Source organism: Bacteroidales bacterium (genome assembly GCA_031275285.1).
Lineage (GTDB): Bacteria > Bacteroidota > Bacteroidia > Bacteroidales > UBA4181 > JAIRLS01.
The window spans coordinates 17,732-43,357 of the sequence record JAISOY010000082.1 but is presented as its reverse complement, the minus strand read 5'-3'; the positions used below and the strand labels follow the sequence as shown (position 1 = coordinate 43,357).

The 25,626-nt window shown below is 42.0% G+C and carries 22 protein-coding genes; 9 read left to right on the top strand and 13 right to left on the bottom strand.

Annotated features, from left to right (window positions below; translation table 11 throughout):
- Window positions 1-19: 19 nt before the first annotated feature.
- The 11 genes from prfA to topA all read right to left on the bottom strand — a co-directional run bounded on the left by prfA (window position 20) and on the right by topA (window position 12,751).
- A complete protein-coding gene (prfA, locus tag LBQ60_08515) occupies window positions 20-1,105 on the bottom strand; it encodes a peptide chain release factor 1 (GenBank protein MDR2037952.1) in 1,086 nt (361 codons plus the stop codon).
- 103 nt (window positions 1,106-1,208) lie between these two features.
- Window positions 1,209-1,622, bottom strand: a complete 414-nt coding sequence (locus LBQ60_08510) for an acyl-CoA thioesterase (GenBank protein MDR2037951.1) — start codon at window positions 1,620-1,622, stop codon at window positions 1,209-1,211.
- Between the two features lie 7 nt (window positions 1,623-1,629).
- Window positions 1,630-2,658, bottom strand: a complete 1,029-nt coding sequence (hisC, locus tag LBQ60_08505; GenBank protein MDR2037950.1) for a histidinol-phosphate transaminase — start codon at window positions 2,656-2,658, stop codon at window positions 1,630-1,632.
- Between the two features lie 69 nt (window positions 2,659-2,727).
- The gene (locus LBQ60_08500) at window positions 2,728-3,162 is read right to left on the bottom strand and encodes a GNAT family N-acetyltransferase (protein ID MDR2037949.1); all 435 of its coding nucleotides are present in this window, start codon (window positions 3,160-3,162) and stop codon (window positions 2,728-2,730) included.
- Between the two features lie 65 nt (window positions 3,163-3,227).
- Entirely contained in the window at window positions 3,228-4,115 is an 888-nt protein-coding gene (gene gldN, locus LBQ60_08495) for a gliding motility protein GldN (protein MDR2037948.1), read from the bottom strand.
- 16 nt (window positions 4,116-4,131) lie between these two features.
- The gene (gene gldM, locus LBQ60_08490) at window positions 4,132-5,802 is read right to left on the bottom strand and encodes a gliding motility protein GldM (protein MDR2037947.1); all 1,671 of its coding nucleotides are present in this window, start codon (window positions 5,800-5,802) and stop codon (window positions 4,132-4,134) included.
- A 34-nt stretch (window positions 5,803-5,836) separates the two neighbouring features.
- The gene (gldL, locus tag LBQ60_08485) at window positions 5,837-6,682 is read right to left on the bottom strand and encodes a gliding motility protein GldL (protein ID MDR2037946.1); all 846 of its coding nucleotides are present in this window, start codon (window positions 6,680-6,682) and stop codon (window positions 5,837-5,839) included.
- Between the two features lie 56 nt (window positions 6,683-6,738).
- Window positions 6,739-8,079, bottom strand: coding sequence for an SUMF1/EgtB/PvdO family nonheme iron enzyme (locus tag LBQ60_08480; protein MDR2037945.1), 1,341 nt, complete (start codon window positions 8,077-8,079; stop codon window positions 6,739-6,741).
- 30 nt (window positions 8,080-8,109) lie between these two features.
- Window positions 8,110-9,084, bottom strand: a complete 975-nt coding sequence (locus LBQ60_08475) for a type IX secretion system membrane protein PorP/SprF (protein MDR2037944.1) — start codon at window positions 9,082-9,084, stop codon at window positions 8,110-8,112.
- 209 nt (window positions 9,085-9,293) lie between these two features.
- The gene (locus LBQ60_08470) at window positions 9,294-10,427 is read right to left on the bottom strand and encodes a formimidoylglutamase (protein ID MDR2037943.1); all 1,134 of its coding nucleotides are present in this window, start codon (window positions 10,425-10,427) and stop codon (window positions 9,294-9,296) included.
- On the bottom strand, window positions 10,424-12,751 hold the full coding sequence (gene topA / locus LBQ60_08465) for a type I DNA topoisomerase (protein ID MDR2037942.1): 2,328 nt from the start codon (window positions 12,749-12,751) through the stop codon (window positions 10,424-10,426). Before topA ends, LBQ60_08470 begins: the two co-directional genes overlap by 4 nt.
- Window positions 12,752-12,868: 117 nt before the next feature.
- On the opposite strand from topA, the gene LBQ60_08460 reads away from it, so the two are divergent.
- The 5 genes from LBQ60_08460 (at window position 12,869) to yidD (ending at window position 17,915) form a co-directional block, all read left to right on the top strand.
- A complete protein-coding gene (locus tag LBQ60_08460; protein ID MDR2037941.1) occupies window positions 12,869-15,235 on the top strand; it encodes a transglycosylase domain-containing protein in 2,367 nt (788 codons plus the stop codon).
- Window positions 15,236-15,249: 14 nt separating this feature from the next.
- Entirely contained in the window at window positions 15,250-16,413 is a 1,164-nt protein-coding gene (locus LBQ60_08455) for a DUF4271 domain-containing protein (protein MDR2037940.1), read from the top strand.
- 87 nt (window positions 16,414-16,500) lie between these two features.
- A complete protein-coding gene (locus LBQ60_08450) occupies window positions 16,501-17,268 on the top strand; it encodes a uroporphyrinogen-III synthase (protein ID MDR2037939.1) in 768 nt (255 codons plus the stop codon).
- A 37-nt stretch (window positions 17,269-17,305) separates the two neighbouring features.
- Window positions 17,306-17,710, top strand: coding sequence for a ribonuclease P protein component (gene rnpA, locus LBQ60_08445; GenBank protein ID MDR2037938.1), 405 nt, complete (start codon window positions 17,306-17,308; stop codon window positions 17,708-17,710).
- Entirely contained in the window at window positions 17,694-17,915 is a 222-nt protein-coding gene (gene yidD, locus LBQ60_08440) for a membrane protein insertion efficiency factor YidD (protein ID MDR2037937.1), read from the top strand. Before rnpA ends, yidD begins: the two co-directional genes overlap by 17 nt.
- A gap of 8 nt (window positions 17,916-17,923) precedes the next feature.
- Here the strand turns inward: yidD and LBQ60_08435 are convergent, their stop codons facing one another.
- Window positions 17,924-18,694 carry a shikimate dehydrogenase gene (locus LBQ60_08435; protein MDR2037936.1) on the bottom strand — a complete coding sequence of 257 codons (771 nt, stop codon included), beginning with the start codon at window positions 18,692-18,694 and terminating at the stop codon, window positions 17,924-17,926.
- Between the two features lie 306 nt (window positions 18,695-19,000).
- Between LBQ60_08435 and LBQ60_08430 the strand changes: the two genes are divergently transcribed.
- The 4 genes from LBQ60_08430 to LBQ60_08415 all read left to right on the top strand — a co-directional run bounded on the left by LBQ60_08430 (window position 19,001) and on the right by LBQ60_08415 (window position 24,346).
- On the top strand, window positions 19,001-20,836 hold the full coding sequence (locus LBQ60_08430; protein MDR2037935.1) for a methylmalonyl-CoA mutase family protein: 1,836 nt from the start codon (window positions 19,001-19,003) through the stop codon (window positions 20,834-20,836).
- A gap of 94 nt (window positions 20,837-20,930) precedes the next feature.
- A complete protein-coding gene (gene scpA / locus LBQ60_08425) occupies window positions 20,931-23,057 on the top strand; it encodes a methylmalonyl-CoA mutase (protein MDR2037934.1) in 2,127 nt (708 codons plus the stop codon).
- Between the two features lie 149 nt (window positions 23,058-23,206).
- Complete coding sequence (pyrH, locus tag LBQ60_08420; GenBank protein ID MDR2037933.1) at window positions 23,207-23,917, top strand: UMP kinase; 711 nt, start codon at window positions 23,207-23,209, stop codon at window positions 23,915-23,917.
- A 12-nt stretch (window positions 23,918-23,929) separates the two neighbouring features.
- The gene (locus LBQ60_08415) at window positions 23,930-24,346 is read left to right on the top strand and encodes a secondary thiamine-phosphate synthase enzyme YjbQ (protein ID MDR2037932.1); all 417 of its coding nucleotides are present in this window, start codon (window positions 23,930-23,932) and stop codon (window positions 24,344-24,346) included.
- A 4-nt stretch (window positions 24,347-24,350) separates the two neighbouring features.
- On the opposite strand, the gene LBQ60_08410 is transcribed toward LBQ60_08415, so the two are convergent.
- The gene (locus LBQ60_08410; GenBank protein ID MDR2037931.1) at window positions 24,351-25,595 is read right to left on the bottom strand and encodes an ABC transporter permease; all 1,245 of its coding nucleotides are present in this window, start codon (window positions 25,593-25,595) and stop codon (window positions 24,351-24,353) included.
- Between the last annotated feature and the right edge of the window lie 31 nt (window positions 25,596-25,626).

The window sequence follows — 25,626 nt, the reverse complement described above, 5'->3', positions numbered from 1 at the left end:
AAAAAGCGGATTTTATTCATTATAATCCACTGTCCTTTAACCGTTCTGCATTTTCTTCCATCTGTAGTTTATCGATCAGTTCCTGAATGTCCCCATCAACTACTGTCGGAAGATTATATAGGGTAAGATTGATCCTGTGATCGGTAATACGGCTTTGTGGATAATTATAAGTACGGACTTTGGCCGAACGGTCTCCTGTTGAAACCATGGTTTTCCTTTTGGAAGACACCTCATCCAGGTATTTCTGGTATTCAAGGTTATATATCCGGGTTCGTAACTCGGCAAGCGCTTTATCGAAGTTTTTTATCTGGGATTTTTCATCCTGGCACTGGACCACGATCCCCGTAGGGATATGTGTCAGACGAATCGCCGAATAGGTAGTATTGACCGATTGTCCGCCGGGACCGGATGAACAAAAGGTATCCTTACGGATATCATTCATGTTCAGTTCGATATCAAATTCTCCGGCCTCAGGCAATACCGCAACGGTTGCCGCAGAAGTATGTACGCGTCCCTGGGTTTCTGTTTTCGGAACCCGCTGAACCCGGTGAACACCGGACTCATATTTAAGCGTACCATACACTTTATTCCCGCTGATATTCATGACAATTTCCTTAAAGCCTCCCGATGTTCCCGGTGACATACTGGTGACCTCCACTTTCCAGCCTTTATTTTCACAAAAACGGGTATACATCCGGTAAAGATCACCGGCAAAGATACTGGCCTCATCACCTCCTGTTCCGGCACGAATCTCCATTACTGCATTCTTATCATCTTCAGGGTCAGACGGAAGAAGCAATAACTTTATCTGTTCCTCAAGCGGCTCTACGCGCCCGGTTAATTGCTCAACCTCATCCTTGGCCATCTCACGGAGTTCCTCGTCTTTTTCATGCTGCAGCATTTCTTTTGCTTCATCCAGATTACTCAAAACAACTTTGTATTCCCCATAAGCAGCAATAAGCGGCTCCAGATCACGGTACTCCTTGTTCAGTTTTACGAACCGTTTCATATCACCCATCACGTCCGGATCAGTGATCTGTTGACCGATCTCTTCAAAACGAACTTTTATCCCCTCCAGCTTTCCAAGAATTACGCTGTTTGCCATATTATTTATCTATGTTTATTCTTCATTGCGCATCCCGCAAATTTGATGCAAAAATAATCAAAAAGAGAAAAGAGGAATAGTGTGGTTCCTCCTACTAATGAAATCACGAATGTTCAAAATATTTTTCCAGTTCCGCCAATAATGAATCCGGTGCCTTCCTTGGCTTACGGGTTTGCGCATCAACAAATACCAGTACTGTCTCTCCCGTATTCAATAATACCTGCTGCTCATTATACAATTCATAAAAAAAATGAATGCGTACAGTCGGTACCTCCTTTAATATTACCTTTAAAGTCAGCAAATCATCATAATGGGCCGGTTCTATATAACGTACATTTAAGGATCTCACAGGCAAAATAATCCCTTCCTGTTCCATCTCCCTATAACTCAGGCCCAGCGAACGAAGCATTTCGGTCCGGGCAACCTCATAATACAATGGATAATTTCCATAATAAACATACCCCATCTGGTCTGTCTCTCCGTAACGCACCCGTATTTGTGTTTCAAATGTATACATAAGATTCTCAGAGTTGTTTCAGGGCTTCGATCAATGCTTCATTTTCGGTGGAAGTTCCTACCGTAATCCGCAAACAATTGGCACAAAGAGAAATGGTGTTACGGTTCCGTACAATAATGCCTTTCTCGACTAAACTCCGGTACAATGCATTGGCATCAGGTACTTTCGCAAGAATAAAATTGGCATTGGTCGGATACAATTTTTCAATACAGGGCAACATCAATAATTGTTCCTGAAGGCGCGAACGCTCCTGCGTCAATGCTTTTACCCAGTTTTCCACACGAGTGGCTTTCGACAACATGTCCAAAGCATAATCCTGGGTCAGCTGGTTGATGTTATACGGATATTTTACCTTATTCATGATGCGGATAATTTCCGGATCTGCAAATGCCATCCCCAACCTTGCTGCGGCGCTCCCCCATGCTTTTGAAAAGGTCTGTAAAACGATCAGGTTAGGGAAAAGCGATAATTCGGCAAGAAAAGACGGTTGCAAAGAAAAATCAATATATGCCTCATCCAGCACTACGACCCCTTCAAAAGAGCGGATCAGCTTAACAATCTCATCCCGGTTCAGATCATTACCTGTAGGATTATTCGGAGAACATAAAAAGATCAGTTTGGTATGTTTGTCGGCCGCTTTTAATAAACTTTCGGCCGTAAAATTGAAATGGTCATCAAGAAGCACCTTCCGGTAGGCTACATTATTGATCCCGGCAGCCACCTGATACATCCCATAGGTAGGATCAATGGCGACTACATTGTCTATTGCCGGTTCGCAAAATACCCTGTATACTAAGTCTATCGGCTCATCACTTCCATTTCCCAGAAATATTTGTTCCTTATGGACACCTTTTATCTGTGCGATCATTTCCTTCACTTTCCATTGCAGAGGATCCGGATAACGATTCAATGTTTCACTATAAGGATTTTCGTTGGCATCCAGATATACGGATGCTTCTCCTACAAATTCATTTCTTGCAGTCGAATATGGTTTCAGATTCCATATATTGGGACGAACCCATTGCTCTAAATTCATGGTATATTATTTTTGTGATACAAAGGTACAAAAAGTGAGGCATATTCCCTTATCTGTCATCCGGAAGAACTATGCCGGTATATGCTTTTGCATGGCCACATGCGGTATCCCGACCTCAATGAAAGGTGTCCCAGTGATCCGGTAGTGATATTTCTCATAAAAACCGATGGCTGTTTCCCGGGCATGAAGAATGATTGATGAATATCCTGCTTTTCCGGCACATTGTTCGGCATATAACAATAAACCGGCACCCACGGATTTTCCCTGAAAAGAGGGATGGACAGCCATTTGTCTCAATTTTACCTGCCCGGATGATATCCGGGTAAGAATACAGCATCCTATTATGCGTCCATGGTCCCGGCATATCAGAAAGCAATCCTCAGATTCAAGACGCAACTCTTCAGGGGAAAACACCAACCCTAAAGGATCACGTAAAACGCTTTTACGCAGATCCAGCATTTCCCCGTAATCGGGACTTTTATAGGTTATCACGGCGTATTTCATCAGATTTTCGTAAAAACAAAAAAGTGTGACAGAAGCCACACTTTTTTAATATCATGATTGTCAGATTAATATTCCCACAAATCTTGTTCCCAGTCAAATATTTCGTTTTCAATCCTCTGGGCTTCATACAAGGCTTCAACTCCTGATGCATATTCGCTGATCGAACGGTTGTTATACACGTTGGATATCTGATAGATATGGCCATCATAGCGATGCATCATAAAGAAATCGTCAAAAGAAATATTTTGTGCATCATTATGTGTATTGAATACCGGGTGGCGTGCCAGAATGGGTCTTGCTTCAGCCATCAGTATCCACATGGTTTGTACCATAATTATATCACCTCCTTCTTCTCCGCCATCATCCCTTGAATATACGCGGATAGGACAAATACCGATCACTTCACGGTCTAATACCGAACGCCTTTTGTCAAAATAGATCTTTTCTTTTATCAAAAGACGTTTTACCTGATCTACCTGGCGTTCAAGGTTCCGTGACTGTGCAATCATGTTACCGTCGGCATCCTGTACCATAATGGTATCCTGCCGGGAACCAAAACTCTGGTCCAGTTCTTCCTTGGTCATCCCGCGAACAAATTCATTGTTCGGGTCACCGGTATCATAGGCGGTAATCTCCCCACTATCTACTGCCTTTAACAAGAGATTAACCAGATTTACACGACTTCCGATATTGGCTGTCGGATAATACAATTGCAGGTTACGTTTTTCACGGAGATCTACCATCCTCCAGACAGTCCTGTCAAAAGTGACATCCGCTTCCCTGACATATGCATAAGGGATCGGCTTCTTGAATGGTATATTCACCTTCTCATACACTTCTTTCTTATAGTCGAGAACTGTATTTGAAGTGTCGACAGTGGCTTCCTGGGCTATCAGCACAGGGGCCATCATCAATAAACCTAATCCTAAAAATACACTACTTATGCGTTTCATTTCTATCGATATAATATTAATTAATGGAGAAGGATATGGCCGGGAGTTCCCTGGTACTTCCATCAGGTCCTACTACCTTGATATCTTCAAAATAAACCTTAGATCCTTTACTTAAACTATTGATCAATTCTTTTTGTTTGGCAGTAATGGTCGGAGATTTTGAAGTTTCACTCCGCTGGAAATTCCTGACATTAGCCGAAACCGTAAATTCTGTAACACGGAATTTCAGGTCGAAGTCAAAATTTTCCATATCGGCAATCACCGCTACTTGAGCAGCTAACGTTGCCTTATCAATTTTCCCGCCAATCTTTCCGGCTACCTTAGCTACAGGGTTCGGAACTGTTTTAACACGATAATCCATTTTACCCATCACCTTATTCTGTCCGCCGATATTAGCAGTTACAGTTATAACAGCGGGAGTACCGGCTTTTGAAGGTTTAGCAATCCAGTTAGATCCTGAACGCACCAATTGTCCGTTGGTCATACTTGCACTGATCGCGCTGGCCGGAACACCTGATACAGAAATACTGACCGGATTATCTACCCCAATATAGAATACATTCATTTTGGTTGCTGAAATTACCGCATCTGCCTTACCCACCTGATATTCAGCCGAGAATGGTCTTTTCGTGAATGATCCGTCAGGATTCATCAACCGAAGAATACCTTCCCATTTATAGGTTCCCGGATTGCTAGCCGAACGACGATAAATAGCCCTTCCGGATGCATCATAACTGATTTTCTCGGGAGTTCCTTCAATATCATAATCAAGGGTACCATCAGGTAATTTCTTTGAAACAACTTTACCTACCAATACTTCCGGGGTTTGCATACTGTCGTAAGCTGCCAGGATAACACGAGCCTGATATTCACCTCCGGCCAGAATATAATTGGAAGGAGCGAGTACAATAGCCTCTACAGTATTCACCTTTAATGCACCTGCATCAATTTCCGTCAATAAGTGCTGTACAATTTCCGCTTCGGCATTACGAACATCACTCTGCAACTTAGTAAGCATGGTGATTACAGCAATCATCGGAATATTTTCAAAATAATTTGCCTCCCATGTCCTATTGATTCCATCCTTAGTAGGAGGAGGATCTGAAGTATCCAATGACTTTAAAATAGATTCTTTAATTTCAGGATGCTTTTCTGATACCAATGATGTGGCATAATTCCTGAATTCTTCTATTTTGCTTTTCAACTCCTTTCCATTCCCTTCCAGAATCAGGATCTGAGCCGGTTTATCCATATTGTCTTTAGCAGAAAGATCAGCATCATTGATATCATAACTTTCTACTTCTACCATTTTATTGGCACTCTTGTCCCATAGTTTCCTCTGGGTAGGGATCAAAGCCAGCGCTTCTTCCCCATCACAAAGTTTAACTATTTTAACTTTTAATTGCTGCATATCTTCTACCAACCGATCCGATTGAGCTCTTATAGTCAGCGCCTTATCTTGCCAAGGGGCTACTTTTTCACCGTTATTTGCTCTTTGTTTCTCGAATTCATTATATAATCCTTCGTTTTTAACAGCAAAATTGGTGGTTGTTTTAAACAGTCCCTCGTCTACAAGGACAAAAGCATCCAATATGTCTTTCGATACATTCAGCGCCAACATTGCTGTCAACACCAAATACATCATACCGATCATCTTCTGCCTCGGGGTTTCTTTACCGTGACCCATATTATTACAATGTTAAGTTATTAGTTATTAATAATTAACCTCTTGTACTCATTGCGGACAACATGTTGCCGTAAATAGTATTCAATGATGCTAAATTTTTATTGAGATTGGACATTTCTTCACGGTAACGGTGGGTTTCTTCTACTGAAGACTTCATATCTTCCAGCATTTGTCCCATATTACCATAGACTGCCTTTGATTGTTGCATATGTTCGTTGGTATCACGCAATTGTAACTCATACACAGCATTCAGGGCAGATAGGTTTTTATTCATCCCTTCCAATTGTGTGGCATAATTCTTTCCATTTTCACCAATGCTGGCAAGGGCTGCAGAAGAAGCATTCAGATTAGAAGCTGTTTGCTGTAATCCGGCTGCGGATTGTTGGAAAGCAGAACTGATGGCACCCACTGATTCTGCTGCTGCACCCACATTTTTTACATATTTATCCGTAGCAACGGTAGCCTGGGATATATCAGAAATCGTAGATGCCGTTGAATTCAACTTTTCAAAAGAAGAACTCAAACTCTTAATAAGAGCAGGATCTACTCCACCTAAACCACCCATTAAATCATCAAATCTCTCGATGGCTTCAGAATTCCTTGATACTTCCTTCACTCCTTCCAATTCATCAGGATCAGTCATCCCGGCTAATTCAGGATAAACCAGCGTCCAGTCTAATTCCTCGTGCATAGGTTCAAATGCCGAGAAAAAGAAAATGATTGCTTCGGTTAAAAGCCCGACAGAAAGCATGATACCTGCTCCCGGCCAGTGTTGAATTTTAAACAGTGCACCGACGATAACAACTGCTGCACCAATACCATATAATTTGGCCATAAATTTTTTCCAACCGGAACTTTGTGTTAACTCTGCAAGACCCATAATAATTTATTTTTAACGTTATTTTTATTCTTTATTTAGTTTTAATCTCTCATTTATTATTGCGAATTACCCAGATAGTCGCGAATACATCTGAAACCAATGTATGAAGAAGCTGTATCCTGATATTCGTAAGCTCTTGTACTAACTTGTAAATAATATTCTATATCTTTCCATGAACCTCCGCGGATCACTTTTCTTTTCATCACAGCGGGTTCGTCCGGACGGGCATTATATTGATAATCCGGATTCAAATCATGTGTAAAACGGTATGCGGATTCATCATATGCACTTCTCGTCCATTCGGCTACATTACCGGCCATATCGTATAAACCCCATTCATTTGGTTCATAAGTTCCCACACGTACGGTACGAACGCCACCGTCGGCAGCATAATCACCACGCAATGGTTTAAAATTGGCTAAGAAACATCCCTGGTTATTCCGGGTATAAGGACCTCCCCACGGATATTTTGAATTATCCAGACCGCCACGGGCAGCATATTCCCATTCATATTCGGTAGGCAAACGATAATGATGTACAAAAGGATCTTTATTTTTCGCCAATGCATTGTTCAACAATTCTGTCCGCCAGATACAAAAAGCTGTGGCTTGTTTCCAGTTGACCCCGACTACCGGATGGTTATCATAGGCAACATGCCAGAAATACATGGTTGCAAAAGGCTCATTATAAGAGTAAGTCAATTCGCTGATCCAACAAAGGGTATCAGGATATACGGGAACCTGATCGTGTAATACGAACGCCGAACGGTCTTTAACCTCTATCTGTTCACCCAATGCATTGAAAGCAAAACCTTCATATTGCTTTTTCTCAAAATTATACCTATTCCTCGGATGAGCGGCCTGTTTCATGTCTACCCAGTAATATTCATAGATCAATTTACGGGTATCTATTTCTTTTCTTCCAAAAAACCGCTCATTTTCGGGAAGATACATTTGTTCCAAAGCTTCCTTCTGATCCTGGTTCTTTGCAGCATCTATTTTTGTCTCCCAGTTCAATGGACGCTTGTCATCATCCATCATTTCAAAATCTTCTCCTTCCCTGAGGAAACCTTCTATTCCCTCTTTCGCCAAATTGCGACGGGCAGTGGAATCTCTCACCCATGCAACAAACTGACGGTATTCATTATTGGTAATTTCCGTTTCATCCATGTAAAATGCATCTATGGTCACCATTTTAGATAGGGAATTCTGGGCCCATGCAATATCCTGATCACTCGGACCGACTGTAAAAGCTCCGGAAGGGACAAAAACCATCCCAAAAGGCTGCGGTTCGAAATATTTTCCTCTCCCTTCTACACCCGTCAATTCTCCACTAGAAGTACTTCCACAACTATAAAGAAACAAAATAGAAATACATATTGGTATTAACCTCTTCATTATATTATGATTTAATGCTTTGCAAAAATATTATAAAAATCTTACACTTTTATATTTTTTCACGACCTTCTCCTTTACCAAACTAAAGCAATAACTAAGAACAATTTCATGCGAACCACTTGAGTAACGCCTTATATTGGTATATGAATAATCGTAAGAATACCCCAGTTTCAATCCGCTGAATAAATCTATACCTATCATGGCGACAATAGCATCATTTAAACGGTAACCGATTCCTCCCCATATTTTTTTATTGTACATCACATTTACATTCATTGAAAGCTGGGAAGAGATTCCATCCGAATAAGCCATCATCGAAGGATTTAACTCCCAAACAGGGTTCCTTAGGGGGATTGAGCAACCTGCTGTCAGATAATAATGCCTTCTTAAGGTAAAATCAGTAGATGGATTCTCATACTTCATCTTTGGTTGAAGAAGATGGGTAGTTGACAATCCTAAATACACCCGTTCAGCATTATAAAACAATCCGAGCCCCATATCAAATCCCATAACACTTTCATCAGCCTTAGGTATAGACGGGTCACTTTCGGGAGTGCCATTCGGAATATACCATGAAGCGGCCAATGCTTTGTTCAACAATATCCCGCTAATCCCAATCCCTAGTTTCCCGGGACCGACATTTAACCGATAAGTATAATCCAGACCTATACTGATGTTCTGATCAAATCCTAGTTCATCATTCATCAACATAAACCCGACACCGTGATTCTGACCGAAAAGCCGGAACGGCATATTTGCAGAAAAAATAGAAGTGACGGGAGCCCCGTCCATTCCTACCCACTGCTGCCGATGCAAAGCCGATGCACAAATGGCATCGCGACTTCCCGCATAACCCGGATTGATCGCTAACTGATTAAACATATACTGACTATACTGCGGATCTTGCTGGGCAACAACACTATCAAAGAGCAATGTAAAGCCGAACAAAAAAAATATCAGCAATCGTTTCATTCCTATATCGTAATTCTTATAGAATGTTGACATTTACAAAAAAACGTAAAATAACAAAAAATATTGTTTACGAACAAAAATAAACAATGCCTATTTTGTTTGCACTTTAACAATACATTATACTTCATTCGATAAAAAATGTTACATTTTTTGTTAAAGTTTTTAACCTCTTCACAGCATAAGCTTTGTATTTCGTTGATATATAGCCGTGTAAAGATTCAGAAATTGCTTGAAAAATGTTCTCAATTAATTCTCTGGTACATTTTCCACCAACGATCGGGTATCTCCTGTTCTGCTGCTCTTGTGTAATCTTCCTGGGTACAGGAAATAATTTCTCCGGGCTGGTCTTCTTTTAAAGAAGGCACCTCCATCCACCAACGTTCAGTCTTGATATTCTTATAGAAACAGAGATTATGATGCAGCTGGTCGAAATAAATCATGTATTTTTTAAAATTCTGAATGGTATCTTTAGGGTTATCCATATTACGCCGTTTCACACCTTCAATAAAATACCATCCGATTTGTGCTGCCAGTTTAGAGGTAATATTCCGGTAATCATCCTGCGGGACGATATCAAATATTCCCATAGATTTACACCGATAACCCAAGCCTGCATAATGGGCCAGCTGACACACATCTTCCCCGGAGAATCCATTAGGAGAAGAAATAGAAGCTGCGGGCGCATCGGAATATTTGACCGCATTCATACTCAACATCAGCAAGTCTGAATCCCGTATCACAGGTTCGCTTTCCCTTATATTCATCCTTACTTCTCCCAACCTGTATATCTCGGCATATTTACCCTTTAAAAAATCCAGGTCCGATTGCATTACATAATAAGACTGATAACCTATGTTACAACAACGAACCGGTAGATGGGCCTCATCAAAAATGAGCGAATTCAATGGTTGTTCTCCTATCCCGTAAACCGGGAGCCTGAGATGAGGAGCTATACTTGTCAGGTTTATCTTTTCCCCGTTAAATGCCAAATAATTACCGTAACCTACATCTATGGTGCCACCGATAACCAGCGTAACAATTCCTTGAGAATAGAGTTCTTCAAAAAGATGCTGTAATCCGAAATATGTATCAAATAAAGTTTTACCAGTCCGGAGATTACCCAAATCAACTATTGTTCCCGGTGATCCGGATGATAATGCATACAGTTGCTTCCTGATATGTTCCGGGGCTTTGATCTCTCCGGCATTATTTGAAAAACGGTCTTCCGGAACTCCCAAAATGGCAATCTTCACGGATTCCGGCACGCGGAATCCGGGCTCTCCGTCATATATCATAATAGAATCGCCGAAACTACCCCCTCCAGCGGATAACTTTAAATCAGAACTTACAGGTATCAGGTAATCTGCAAAATTCATTTTTTTGCTTTTTTTCGTGTGTTCTTTTTCGGTTTATCCGCTCCTTCTTTGATGATCTTCATACAATCGTCAAAAGTAAGGGCCGCAGGATCCTGTTTTTTGGAAATTTTATAATTTTCCTTTTTATAGGAAATGTATGGCCCCCAACGTCCGTTCAAAACCTGTAATTCAGGATCTTGTTCAAAAGTCTTGATGATCTTGTTGCGGTCAGCTTCCCGTTTGGCTTCTATAATTTCGATCGCCCTTTCCTGGGTTACGGATAAAGGATTATCTGTTGCCGGACGTAATGAATAAAATTTGGAATGATGCAATAGATATGGGCCAAAACGTCCTACAGCAGCTGTAATATCCTTTCCTTCATACTGACCGACCTTCCGGGGAAGTTTAAACAACTCCAGTGCCTCTTCCAACGTGATGGTATCAATATGTTGCCCTTTTAACAATCCTGCAAAACGGGGTTTATCGGTATCCGAGACCTCTCCTATCTGGACCAGGGGACCGTATTTTCCGATTTTTACAATCACCGGTTTCCCTGAATCAGGATCAATTCCCAAATGACGCTCACCTACTGCCCTTTCCGATGTCTTGGTAGTAATATCCACTTTTTCATGAAAAGGACGGTAAAACTTATCGATCATTTTTGTCCAGTTCAACTTCCCTTCAGCAATTTCGTCAAACTCTTTTTCAACAGAAGCTGTAAAATTATAATCCAGGATATCGTCGAAATGGTCAACCAAAAAGTCATTCACAATCATACCTATATCACTTGGGAATAGCTTTGATTTTTCTGCACCTGTGATTTCGGTTTTGACTGCTTCCTTGATCTGGGTTCCTTTTAAGGTATAAACTGCATATTCCCGCTCTACGCCTTCCTTATCTTCTTTCACTACATACCCGCGTTGTTGTATTGTAGATATGGTAGGTGCGTAAGTAGACGGACGCCCGATACCCAGTTCTTCGAGTTTTTTCACCAGACTGGCCTCGGTATAACGGGGCGGATGATGTGTAAATCGCTGCATGGCAACAATGTCCTCCGGATCAAGGTTCTGCCCCTTACTGATCGGAGGCAATATGGTTCCTTTTTCCTCTTCATTGTCATCGTCTACCGATTCAATATATAATTTAAGAAATCCGTCGAATTTGATGACCTCACCGGTAGCCACAAACTTCTCGGAAGTTGTGGAAATATTGATGGTTACCGTTGTTTTTTCCAGTTGAGCGTCACTCATCTGCGAAGCGACCGTACGTTTCCATATCAACTCATATAAACGTTTCTCTGCCGTTGAGCCACTCACCTCCGATTTATCCAGATAAGTAGGCCGGATCGCCTCATGGGCTTCCTGCGCTCCCTTACTTTTGGTCTTATATTGGCGGGAGTAGGCATATTCAGGTCCGAATTGCTCCGAAATCACCTTTTTTGCCATACCGATGGCCATATCTGAAAGATTGACGGAATCCGTACGCATATAAGTAATCTTCCCCGCCTCATATAATTTCTGGGCTATCGACATGGTCTGTGCAACAGAAAATCCTAATTTTCTGCTGGCTTCCTGTTGTAACGTAGAGGTGGTAAACGGAGGAGCCGGTGACTTCTTTCCCGGCTTGGTGACTACTTCTTCTACCTGATATTTTGCAGCTTTACACCGGTTTAAGAAGTCAAGCGTTTTTTGAGATGTATCAAAACGTTCGTTCAATTCGGCATTCAACACTGCTTTTTTATCTCCGGGAAGCAGGAATTTTCCCGTCACCTTAAAGGATGACCTGGTTTTAAAGTCCCGTACTTCGCGTTCGCGTTCCACCAATAGCCGGACAGCCACCGACTGGACACGTCCCGCAGACAATGACGGCTTTACTTTTTTCCAGAGTATCGGGGATATTTCAAAACCGACCAGGCGGTCCAGTACCCGGCGGGCCTGTTGTGCATCCACCAGGTCCTTATTAATCTCCCGTGGATTCTTTACCGCCTTGATAATCGCTTCCTTGGTGATCTCATTGAAAACAATCCGCTTCGTATTGTTTTTTTTCAAATCCAACACTTCCGCCAGATGCCAGGCAATCGCCTCTCCTTCGCGGTCTTCATCGGATGCAAGCCACACTACTTTTGCCTGCTTGGCCAGTTTTTTTAACTCCGAGACTACTGCTCCTTTATCATCCGAGACAATATATTGCGGCTGGTAATTATGTTCTATGTCAATCCCCAGGTTCTTTTTCTCTAAATCCCGGATATGCCCGAAACTCGATTTTACAAGATAATCTTTTCCAAGAAATTTTTCAATAGTCTTGGCTTTTGCTGGTGACTCAACTATTACTAAGTTTTGTTCCATTTAGGTATTACAAATAGTATCTGAAAAATGATGCAAAGAAAAACAAATAGAATCGTATGTTCAAAATTTTACGATAATTATTTCGTATTTTTGTCGTTTCTTATACATATATATAATATGCCTGAAGCGAAAAAAAAGAACACAAAGAAAAAGAAGGTTTTGGTTATATTCTGGGGCACGGTTACCGGATTATTCCTTCTCGTCTTCCTCCTTTTTGTATTGATTGTCAATGGAAAATTCGGATTCATGCCCACGTTTGAGTACCTGGAAAATCCAAAAACCAGTATCGCCACAGAAGTATATTCCTCTGACGGAGAATTATTGACTACTTTTTTCCTGAATGAGAACCGGAATCCGGTCACCTATAAAGACCTGCCCCCATATCTGGTCAATGCATTAATTGCACGTGAAGATCACCGCTTTGTGGATCACTCAGGAATCGATGGCATCGGGTTGATCCGTGTTGCTGTAAAGACAGTACTATTAGGACGCAGGGGCGAAGGCGGCGGAAGTACCATTACCCAACAATTGGCCAAACAACTTTTTGAAAGAGATACCACCCAATACAGATGGGGTCTTGTCCGGAAAGCGCACATGGCTACCATCAAATTCAGGGAATGGGTGATTGCCGTGCGTCTTGAAAAACAATATACCAAACAGGAAATCATCACCATGTATCTGAACATTGTTCCTTTCGGGTACGATGCTTATGGCATCAAATCGGCAGCACGTACTTATTTTAAACAAAGTGTGGATTCGTTAAGGATCGAAGATGCTGCTTTACTGGTAGGTATGCTTAAAGCCCCTTCCAGATACAATCCGGTAAGGCATCCAGAAAGGGCCCTGGTGCGACGCAATGGGGTATTGTCCAAAATGGAAGAAAATAACTTCCTGAATGAAAGGATGGCCGACTCCCTGAAACAATTACCCATTCAGTTGGATTTTGAACGGCTCGATCATGTAGCCGGTATCGCACCTTATTTCAGGGAATATCTGAGAAAGACCATGGATAAGAAAAAACCGGAAAAAGAACGGTATGGAAATCCTCTTTCCTATCAGGAAGACTCCATACAGTGGGCCGAAAATCCTTTGTTCGGATGGTGCAGCAAAAATCTCAAGCCGGACCATACCCCATATAGCCTATACACAGACGGACTGAAGATATATACGACCATTGATTCCCGGATGCAAAAATATGCCGAAGAGTCGATGAAACAATATATGAAAGAAACGATACAGGCGGAATTCTTCAGGGAAAAGAAAAACAGGAGAAAAGCGCCATTTTCAGAAGACGTGACAAACGAACAGATCGAAACCATCATGTCCAATGCGATACGCGGAACCGCTCGGTACATTACTCTCCGGAAACAGGAACTTTCCTGGAATGATATCATCAAAAACTTCAAAACTCCCTGTGAGATGACCATATTCTCCTGGGACGGTGAGATCGACACCATTATGAGTCCCTGGGATTCCATCCGCTGGCACAAAAGTTTCCTCCGCGCAAGTATGATGGCCATGAATCCCCATACGGGAGAAGTAAAAGCATATGTCGGCGGGATAGATTACCGGCATTTTAAATGGGATGGGGTAACGGTTCAGAAAAGGCAGGTCGGCTCCACCTTCAAGCCGTTTTTATATACTCTGGCCATGCAGGATAAAAAGGAATTAACTCCTTGCTATCGGGTCCTGAATGTTCCCCAATCATTCATTGACGGAGATACTACATGGCAACCCAGAAGTTCCGGCAGAAAAGAATTTCTTTACCAGCCGGTAACACTAAAATGGGCGTTGGCCACCTCTGAAAATAATATCACTGCATGGCTATTGAAACAGGTCTCAGCCGAAGCTGTAGCTGAAATGGCCAGGAAAATGGGCGTAAAAAACAAAATTGACCCGGTTCCTTCCATTGTGCTGGGAACCCCGGAATTATCACTGGCTGAAATGGTAGGGGCATTTTCCGTATATCCTAATAAAGGGGTATATTCCGAACCTATTTATGTTACCAGGATTGAAGATAAAAACGGAAATGTACTGCAGCGCTTTAACTCCTATAAGGAAGAAGCGATCAGCGAACATACCGCATACCTGATGGTAAACCTGCTGGAAGGAGTGGTTAAAGGAGGTACAGCCAGCAGGCTACGTTATACATATAACCTAAGAACCATGGACATGGGTGGCAAAACCGGAACCTCCCAGAGACATTCCGACGGATGGTATATAGGTATTACTCCGGATCTGGTCGCCGGTGTATGGGTGGGCGGTGAAGACCGTGGTATCCGTTTTGATAATATGAAAATAGGACAGGGAGCAAACACAGCACTCCCCATATATGGCCTGTTCATGCAAAAAGTATATGCGGATAAAAGTATCGGACTGACACAGGAACCCTTTGAAAGACCGGACGGTTTCAATGTAGACCTGAATTGCGATGTAGACAAAGAGTTTGGTGGAAACATTGATTATGACGAATCAATGCTATAATAACATAAATTGACATGCCTGTGTTTTTTCCTGTTGCTGACCTGACTTATTCCCGGGAAAATATTCCCGGAATACAACAGGATACACTGATCGTACTTCCTAAACCGGTAAATCAACCGGTTCAACTGGATATTCCTTCATCCAGATCGAGAATAGACCTGGATCGCATGCAGGAGATCATGGAAAGGGCCGAAGAAAGAGAACAGGAAATCCTAGCCCAACAATCTGTCATTGTCCGGCCCCGGATTGAGAGGATCCGAAAACCTTCCATTGAGGTGGATCCCCTGATGATGAAATATCTTCATATCGGATGCAACCCACCCATCAACTTTCCGGATACCCTCCCATTAACCGTCCTTGAACAATATTTTCAACCGATCCCAAAAATCATTCTTCCCCAGGATATACTTATTACTGAAGGTTATTTTGAAGAAACGTTACCTGACAGCATTGTCTCTTATGCTGAACCATCTGCCATTCTTCCTGCTCCGGCCAATCATTTCCTGCCGGTAAACCCTCGCATGAACAGCTACCCGAATGCCATCGTACTTTTTCTTTTAGGCACACTGGTCTTTTTTACATGGATAAAATACAATTTTGGAAGGAACCTGAAACAAATGGTATTGTCCTTTTTCAGTTTCCAACAAGCCAGGAGAACATTTGAAGAAAGAAAAGAATCTGACAAACAGGCTGCCCTTTATACCAACATTTTCTCTTATGTCATTACAGGCATTTTTATATCATTGGTGTTTCCTAAGCTGGGATTTTCATTGCCGTGGGAGGGCTATACAGTGCCTATCCTGTTTTTTTCGGTTGCCATTGCGCTATTGTACGCCATCAATGCGATCATCTGGAAGATTTTCGGAACGATATTCCTCATTCAACCTGTTTCTATGGAATATATTTATACGCTATACCTGTATAACCGGAATACCGGAATATTTATTTTTCCCCTGGTGGCCATCATGCCGTTCGTTCCGTATGTTGTACTTCACCCTCTGATTTATACCATCATAGCGATTATTTGTTTAGTTTATTTGTTGAGGGTTTTTAGGTTTTTTCAAATTATTCGTTCAAAAAATGCATCGTTTTTCTATTTCATTTTGTATCTTTGCACCCTCGAAATTTTACCGTTTTTGATATTTGCAAAAACATGTAAAATGCTGATTGATTTTTAATTATTTGATATTTGTTTTTTACAAAAAGCAGACTTTTTTATCGAAAACAAGATCAAATTTACATTTTGTCCTAAAAATTATCAAGTCTTGAAGATTAAGAGAATTTTAGTATCGCAGCCGCAACCTGGCGAAGCACAAAAATCACCTTTCACAGAACTGGCTGATAAGTACCATTTAAAAGTTGATTTTAAACCCTTTATTCAAATAGAAGGGGTCAGTGCTAAGGAGTTCCGTCAATACAGAGTAGATATTTTAGCACACGGAGCGGTTTTCCTCACCAGCAAAACCGCAGTGGATCATTATTTCCGGATCTGTGAAGAAATGCGTATCACTGTTCCGGATACCATGAAGTATTTCTGTACCTCCGAATCAATTGCTAATTATTTGCAAAAGTACATCGTTTACCGCAAACGAAAGATCTTCTTTGCACCGAAGGTGGACGATCTGCTGGATATGATGCAGAAACATAAAGATGAAAAGATATTTTTACCGCTTTCGGATCCGCACAAACCGGAAATACCTAAATTGCTGGATAAGAGAAAATTTAAATACACGAAAGTAATCCTCTACCGGACAGTAAGCAGTGATCTATCGGATATCGATATTACTGATTATAACGCTTTGGTTTTTTATAGTCCTACTGAAATAAAATCCTTGTTCCAGAATTTTTCCGGATTTGAACAATCGGAAACACTGATTGCCTGTTTCGGACCTACTACCACCAAAGCGGCAAAGGATGCCAAGCTGCGTATCGATGTTCAGGCCCCGACCCCCCAGTTTCCATCTATGACCATGGCCCTTGAACATTACATCAAAGAATTGTCCAAAAACGGAAAGCCCACAAAGTCTGCCTGATCTATAGCCGGCTTTACGGTTGTTTTTACCTGAAATAATGTCTGCCACAAAAATCCATACTTTTTCCAAAAGTGAACGTTTATGTGGAAAACGGATTATCTCAGAATTGTTCTGTGATGGAAAATCTTTTTTCCTGAACCCGTACAAGATTTTTTGGACAAAAGTATCTACAATCGATGATGCTTCTTTTCCTGTGAAATTTGCAGTGGCTGTTCCCAAACGCAAATTTAAACGGGCAGTGGCCCGTAACCTGATCAAAAGACGCACGCGGGAAGCATTCCGGACCAACAAACAGTTATTGAGCGAATCGATCCCGGAAGGAAAACAGATACATCTGATGGTGGTTTATACCTCTGATCAGTCGTTGCCGTATACGGAACTGGATGCTTCAATGAAAAAAATCGTCCAATATATTGTCCGGAAAAATGCGGAATCCCATTAAATATTTGATGATCGGATTGGTCAGATTTTACCAGTCCAGCATATCTCCGCTAACCCCGGCCTCTTGCCGTTATACCCCGACCTGCTCCCAGTACGCCATTGAAGCGCTGCAAAAATATGGTGTTATCAAAGGCACCTGGCTGGCCCTGAAACGTATTTTACGTTGCCACCCGTGGGGCGGACACGGATACGATCCGGTTCCATGAAAGATCATTCATTGTTGGTCCTGCCATATCTCCCATGCTTTCTCAGCCTGAAAATAGAGCATCCGTTCCCCGTTATGTCCCTTTGCACCCTTTTCTTCTCCTTTTCTCATGAATGAAGTTTGAACGGGGTTATAAACCAGATCATACAACAAATGGTCCTTAGAAAGGAATTGGTATGGAATGTCCGGAAATGTAGCGGTATCAGGAAACATTCCCAAAGGTGATGTATTAATAATGAGTAAATGAGACGCCATATCCGAAGCGTCAAGTTCATCATAGGTTTTGTATACCTTGTCGCCTTTGTTCCGTGACACGGAATGAGGTATGATATTTAACTGATTCAATGCAAACACCACCGCTTTAGACGCTCCTCCCGTACCCAATACCAAAGCCTTTTTCGGCAGCGTCACATTACAGGAAACCAGCCAATCCCCGAGCGATTTGCGGAAACCATATATATCCGTATTAAATCCTTTTAAAAACGGTCGACCCCCTTTATCTGAAATATGTACCGTATTCACCGCTCCGATCCGGAATGCTTCCTCATCGATCTCATCAAGAAAAGGAATAACCTGTTCCTTATAGGGAATGGTTACATTAAAACCCCTTAATTCCGGGTTCCGGACCAGCACCTGCTCCAACTCATCGATGCTCCTGATAGGGAAATTGATATATGAATGATCGGCATATCCTTCTTTTTCAAATTTTTCCGAGAAATAACGTTGGGAAAACGAATGTGTTAACGGATATCCGATTAACCCGTACATGTATTGTTGCATATACTTTATCTTTTTTCTTAAAACCTGTCTATTTCATTCGTAATTTCACGAATAGATCCTGATTATAACTGGTAAAATTATGAATTATTTCTTATACCAATATAATATATAGGGAATACTTATGATATATATATTCAAAATTGATTAAGCCTGATATAAAAATAGAAAACAAGTTCCCTATAGAATGATAAAACCTGTTTTTAAGAATATTTTACCAAAATACCTGATTTTTATCCACAGATGATTGTTAATAATTTCTTACTTTTGCGACTAAATTTGAAATCATCATCAATTAAACATAAAATAATGTCGGACAAAAAGCTGTTTTCAGAATTTCCGCCGGTAACCACAGAACAATGGGAAGAACAGATTGCCATTGACCTGAAAGGTGCCGACTATGAAAAAAAGTTAGTATGGCGAACCAATGAAGGTTTTTCTGTTCGTCCGTACTACCGTAGTGAAAATCTTAACGACCTGCAATACCTGAATGCATTGCCCGGTCAATTCCCTTATGTGCGGGGAAACAAAAAAGAATCCAACAATTGGTCGATACGCCAGGACATACATGTCAAGGATATTACCGAAGCCAATACTAAAGCTTTGGATGCCCTGAAAAAAGGAGCCGACTCCATTGGTTTCGACTTTTGTGGAAAAGGAAAGGAAAAGGAAATAGATGTAGCTGCCTTGCTGAAAGGTATCTCCAGTGAAACCTACCCCATCCATTTTGATGTCGGGGTAAATTCGGTCTCTGTGCTGGAAGCTTTTACTAAGGTTAAGGGGTCACGTGGTTCTGTATTCTTTGATCCGTTGGGACGATTGGCTGCCTGCGGTTGTTTTTACAAAAAAACCGAATTTCCGACTGACACAGTCAAAAAATTACTGGAATTATCCAAAGGTTTGGAGGATTTCAGGGTAATCGGTGTAGATGCGTCCCAATTCCAGAATGCCGGGGCATCTATCGTACAGGAATTGGCCTATGCATTGAGTATGGGGAGCGAATATCTTTCACTAATGACCGATGCAGGGGAAAAAGCCGGGGAAGTGGCGAAACGTATGCAATTTAAATTTGCAGTCGGTTCGAACTATTTCATGGAAATTGCTAAGATGCGTGCTGCGCGCCTGCTATGGGCTAATATCATAAAAGCCTATGCTCCCTCCGAAGAAGAAGCGGCTTACATGTATATCCATGGCGAAACAGCCGACTGGAACATGACTGTTTACGATCCGTATGTGAATATGTTAAGAACGACTACGGAAGCCATGTCGGCAGCTATTGCCGGTGTTGACTCACTTTCCGTACAACCGTTCGACAGCGCTTACCGTAAGGCCGACACATTCTCTGAACGCATTGCCCGCAACCAGCAAATCATCTTAAGGGAAGAATCCTACATGAACAAAATCGTGGATCCTTCAGCCGGTTCTTATTATATTGAAAACCTCACTGCTTCAATTGCCGAAAATGCCTGGAAATTATTCCTGGATATCGAAGATAAAGGTGGCTATATCGCAGCCATGAAAGAAGGGTTGATCCAGGCCCAGATAAAGGCAAGTGCAGACAAACGCCGTTCAGCAGTGGCCTCTCGTAAAGAAACATTACTGGGTACCAACCAATTTGCTAATACCACCGAATTCATGAAAGATCAGGTGGAAGGATGTACTTGTGGCGGTCATTCCTGTGACTGTGAAAAGGTAGCAGAACCTATCAAAATGCTCCGCCTGGGTGAAGAATTCGAAGCTTTACGGTTACGTACCGAACAAAGTGGCCGCCGCCCGAAAGTATTTATGCTGACTATCGGAAACCTGGCTATGCGTAAAGCACGTGCAAGCTTTGCCAGCAACTTCTTTTCCGTTGCAGGCTTTGAAATAATCGACAACAATGGATTCAAAACAGTAGATGAAGGTGTTGATGCAGCTGTAAAAGCAAAAGCCGATATCATTGTCTTATGCAGCAGCGACGATGAATATCCGGAACTGGCACCACAAGCAGTAAAAACAGCTAAAGGAAAAGGTATCCTCGTACTGGCCGGTTATCCGAAAGCCATTGTTGATGATCTGAAAGCCGCTGGCATTGAGAACTTTATTTTCGCCGGACAAAATGTGTTGGAAGCTTTGACCGATTACCAAAAAATGTTAGGAATTTAATCAATGGAAAATGGATAATTGATAATTGAAAATGTCTTTTACGATTTGAACAAGTCTGAAATATTCAATTATCAATCAAAAATAAAAGATAAAAATGAAACCAAATTTTAAATCCATCAATTATAAAACTGCTCCGTCATCCGGTACTATCAAGCCCGGATCGTTGTGGCAAACACCAGAACAGATCCCTGTAAAACCGGTATATACTGCCGCCGATCTTGAAGGTATGGAGCACCTGAATTATGCAGCCGGCATCACTCCTTATCTACGTGGACCTTACTCAACCATGTATGTGATGCGCCCGTGGACCATCCGTCAATATGCCGGATTTTCCACAGCAGAAGAATCGAATGCTTTTTACCGCCGTAATCTGGCAGCAGGACAAAAAGGACTTTCCGTAGCTTTTGACCTGGCCACACACCGCGGATATGACGCAGACCACGAACGTGTGGTAGGAGACGTCGGGAAAGCAGGGGTATCTATCTGTAGCGTCGAGGACATGAAAATCCTGTTCGACCAGATCCCACTCAACAAAATGTCTGTTTCCATGACCATGAACGGTGCTGTTCTTCCTATAATGGCTTTTTATATTGTAGCAGCCCTGGAGCAGGGCGCCAAACTTGAGGAACTGGCAGGTACCATCCAGAATGATATCCTGAAAGAATTCATGGTACGTAATACATATATTTATCCGCCGGAAATGAGCATGCGAATTATTGGTGATATTTTTGCCTATACTTCGCAAAACATGCCGAAATTCAATTCAATATCCATTTCCGGTTACCACATGCAGGAAGCCGGTGCTACCTGCGACATCGAAATGGCATACACCCTGGCCGACGGATTGGAGTACCTTCGTACAGGAGTTAACGCAGGCATGAATATCGACGCTTTTGCTCCACGCCTTTCATTCTTCTGGGCTATCGGGATGAATCATTTCATGGAAATCGCCAAGATGCGTGCAGCACGTATGTTATGGGCAAAAATCGTAAAGACATTCAATCCTAAAAATCCAAAATCGCTGGCTCTGCGTACACACTCACAGACCTCAGGCTGGAGTCTTACCGAACAGGATCCGTTCAACAATGTGGCACGTACCTGTGTTGAAGCGATGGCGGCAGCATTGGGGCACACACAATCATTACATACCAACGCTCTGGATGAAGCCATTGCTCTTCCTACGGATTTCTCCGCACGTATTGCACGTAACACACAGATATACATTCAGGAAGAAACAGATATCTGTCGCGAAGTAGACCCATGGGCAGGTTCATACTATGTGGAATCACTCACTCATGAACTGGCTCAGAAAGGCTGGGCTTTGATTGAGGAAGTGGAAAACCTCGGTGGAATGGCTAAAGCAATTGAAAGCGGTATTCCCAAAATGAGGATCGAAGAGGCTGCAGCCCGTAAACAGGCACGCATCGACTCGGGAAAAGATACTATTGTCGGCGTCAATAAATACCGTCTGGAAAAAGAAGATGCACTCGAAATCCTTGAAGTGGATAACACATCAGTACGCCGTCAACAGATCGAACGCTTACAGGCTTTAAAAGCCAACCGTAACAATGATGAAGTAAAAGCAGCATTAGAAGCTATTACTGAATCGGCTCGTTCGGGTAAAGGTAATTTGCTTGCATTGAGTGTTGAAGCTGCAGCAAAACGAGCTTCATTAGGCGAGATTTCAGATGCTATTGAAAATGTTTCAGGAAGATATAAAGCTGTGATACGTACTATTTCAGGGGTATATTCCACCGAAAGCCAGGAAGATCCCGATTTCAAAGAAGCCAAAGCACTGGCAGAACAATTTGCTAAAAAAGCAGGCCGTCAACCCCGTATTATGGTTGCCAAAATGGGACAGGACGGACACGACCGTGGTGCAAAAGTAGTTGCTACCGGTTATGCCGACCTCGGATTCGACGTGGATATGGGACCTCTGTTCCAGACTCCTGCCGAAGCAGCCAAACAGGCTGTTGAAAACGATGTGCATGTATTGGGTGTCTCATCATTGGCAGCCGGACATAAAACATTGGTTCCCCAGGTAATTGAAGAATTGAAGAAACTGGGCCGTGAAGATATCATGGTCATTGCCGGTGGAGTAATTCCCGCTCAGGATTATCAGTATTTGTATGATGCAGGGGTGGTCGCTATTTTCGGACCCGGTACTTCTGTTTCCGCAGCCGGTAAAAAAATCCTTGAGATCCTCATACAAACTGTATAAGTATCATAAATACCCAAAGATAAGAGGATAGATCAGTTCATGGTTTATCCTCTTTCATTTTTATACTACATCCCGAATGATCCGGGATTTTGAAGACATAAATATTCGTAGTAAATTTGAAGATCCAATAAATATTCAGTCATAAAAAGATGTTGAAATACAGAAGTGTCTTATTAAAATTAAGCGGAGAAGCCTTAATGGCCAACCAACCCGCAGGCATTGATACCGACCGGTTAATCGAATATGCCCAAAGAATTAAAGAAGGTGCCGAAATGGGTGTCAGGATCGGGATTGTATTCGGTGGCGGAAATATATTCCGTGGGCTAAAAGGGGTTGATAAAGGCTTCGATCGTGTAAAAGGTGATTATATGGGTATGCTGGCAACAGTGATCAATGGCCTGGCTATTCATTCCGCATTAGAAAGTATGGGTGTTAAAGCCCGGTTGTTTACATCCATCCGTATGGAACCCATTGGCGAAGGATACAGCAAACCGAAAGTGATGGAAGCACTTGACCGGGGAGAGGTGGTCATTTTTAGCGGCGGAACCGGTAATCCCTATTTTACAACAGATACGGCATCTGCACTCAGAGCGGTCGAAATGGAAGCTGATGTACTACTCAAGGGTACACGGGTAGATGGGGTATATACTGCCGATCCGGAAAAAGACCCAACAGCGACCAAATATGAAACAATTACATTCGACGAAGCATACCGACTTAATCTTAAAGTAATGGATATGACTTCATTCACCATGTGTAAGGAAAATAATATGCCTATCATTGTTTTCGACATGAACAAAGAGGGTGAATTAACCCGCGTACTGCAAGGCGAACATGTAGGAACACTGGTAAAACTATAAAGATCAACGGCCATGAAAAGCTACAGGAAGGAATTATGGTTCAATGCTACATCCAGAAGGGAGTTTATCAATATCACCCAGGAAGTCAGGGCATGCCTCATGGAAAGTGGTATAAAAGAAGGGCTCATATTGGTGAATGCCATGCATATTACTGCAAGTGTTTTTATCAACGACGATGAAAGCGGGCTACATCATGACATGGAGGCATGGCTGGAAAAACTGGCGCCTGAAAAACCTCACAACCAATATAGGCACAATACCTACGAGGATAATGCGGATGCTCATCTGAAAAGGTCTGTCATGGGACGGGAAGTAGTAGTCGCCGTAACCAAAGGAGAATTGGATTTCGGCCCCTGGGAACAGATCTTTTACGGTGAATTTGACGGGAAGCGCCGAAAGCGGGTTTTGGTAAAGATCATTGGGGAATAGAAGTTTACCTGTATTTTATAGAAGTCTCCGGACTTATCTTACTGACTATCGAGGAAGGAAGGATCAGCATCAACAAGATGGCAAGAGCAGCTCCTGCATTGATCAGCAATAATTGGATCATGTTAATGGAAATGGGTACCTTGCTAAGGAAATAGTTGTCCTGATCAAGCACAATCACGCCGAATTTCCATTGTATCCAACATAAAATCAATGCGATAATATTTCCCCATAACAATCCTTTCCCGATAAAGAATACCGATTCGTATAAAAAGACCTGGCGAATGAAGCGGTTATTCGCGCCAAGTGACTTCAATATGCCAATAGTAGATGTTTGTTCAAGAATAATGATCAATAAGCCGGAAATCATATTAAATCCTGCAACAAGGACCATTAACAACAAGACAATTGCCACCGTAGTATCCTGGATACTGAGCCAATCGAACAACTGAGAATACAATTCCTTTATATTCTGCACTTTTAAAGCCGAGCCATCTCCGGAAATACGAAAGCCCGCTATATCAAAAACCTGTTCCGTTACCTCTTCCAGTTGATCAAAATCGTGAATAAATATCTCAAAGCCACTGACATCACCCTCTTTCCATCCATTCAACCGCTGCAAATGCCGCATATCAACCAAAGCAAACATTTTATCCAATTCCGTTAATCCTGTTTCATAAATCCCGGATATAGTAAACCGGCGATAACGGATCCGTTCCTGTACAAAATAGATCAGCAACTGGTCACCTAACTTTAACTGTAATAAATTAGCGATCTGGCGGGATAAAATGATCTCGTTCGAGGCTGTCGAATCATTCAGTTGAAATACAGATCCTTCCACTAAATTATTTAAAAAGAAATCCCATTCGAAATCAGACGATATTCCTTTTAAAACTATTCCCTGTGTTTCCCCCGCACTCTTCATGACTCCCGGTTTTATACAATATTCCTGTATATGCCGGACTTCGGGAAGAGCGCGTATATCATCCATAAAAGGCTGATCTACGGATATTGGCGACATGTTATATATGGAATAATGACTGTCCAGATTGGTAATCTGAATGTCTGCCGCAAACCCGGTGGCTTTTAAACCGATTTCCTTTTTAAACCCGGTAGTAACAGCTACGGCTATAATCATTACGGAAAGGCTCAGAGCAATACCGAAAATACTGATGGATACCATTAATCCGTTTGATTTCTTCTGAGATCCACCATATAAAAGATGTCGTGCTATGTATAACTGGGTATTCAAAATTTATATTTTTAGCTAGCAGGCAAAAGTA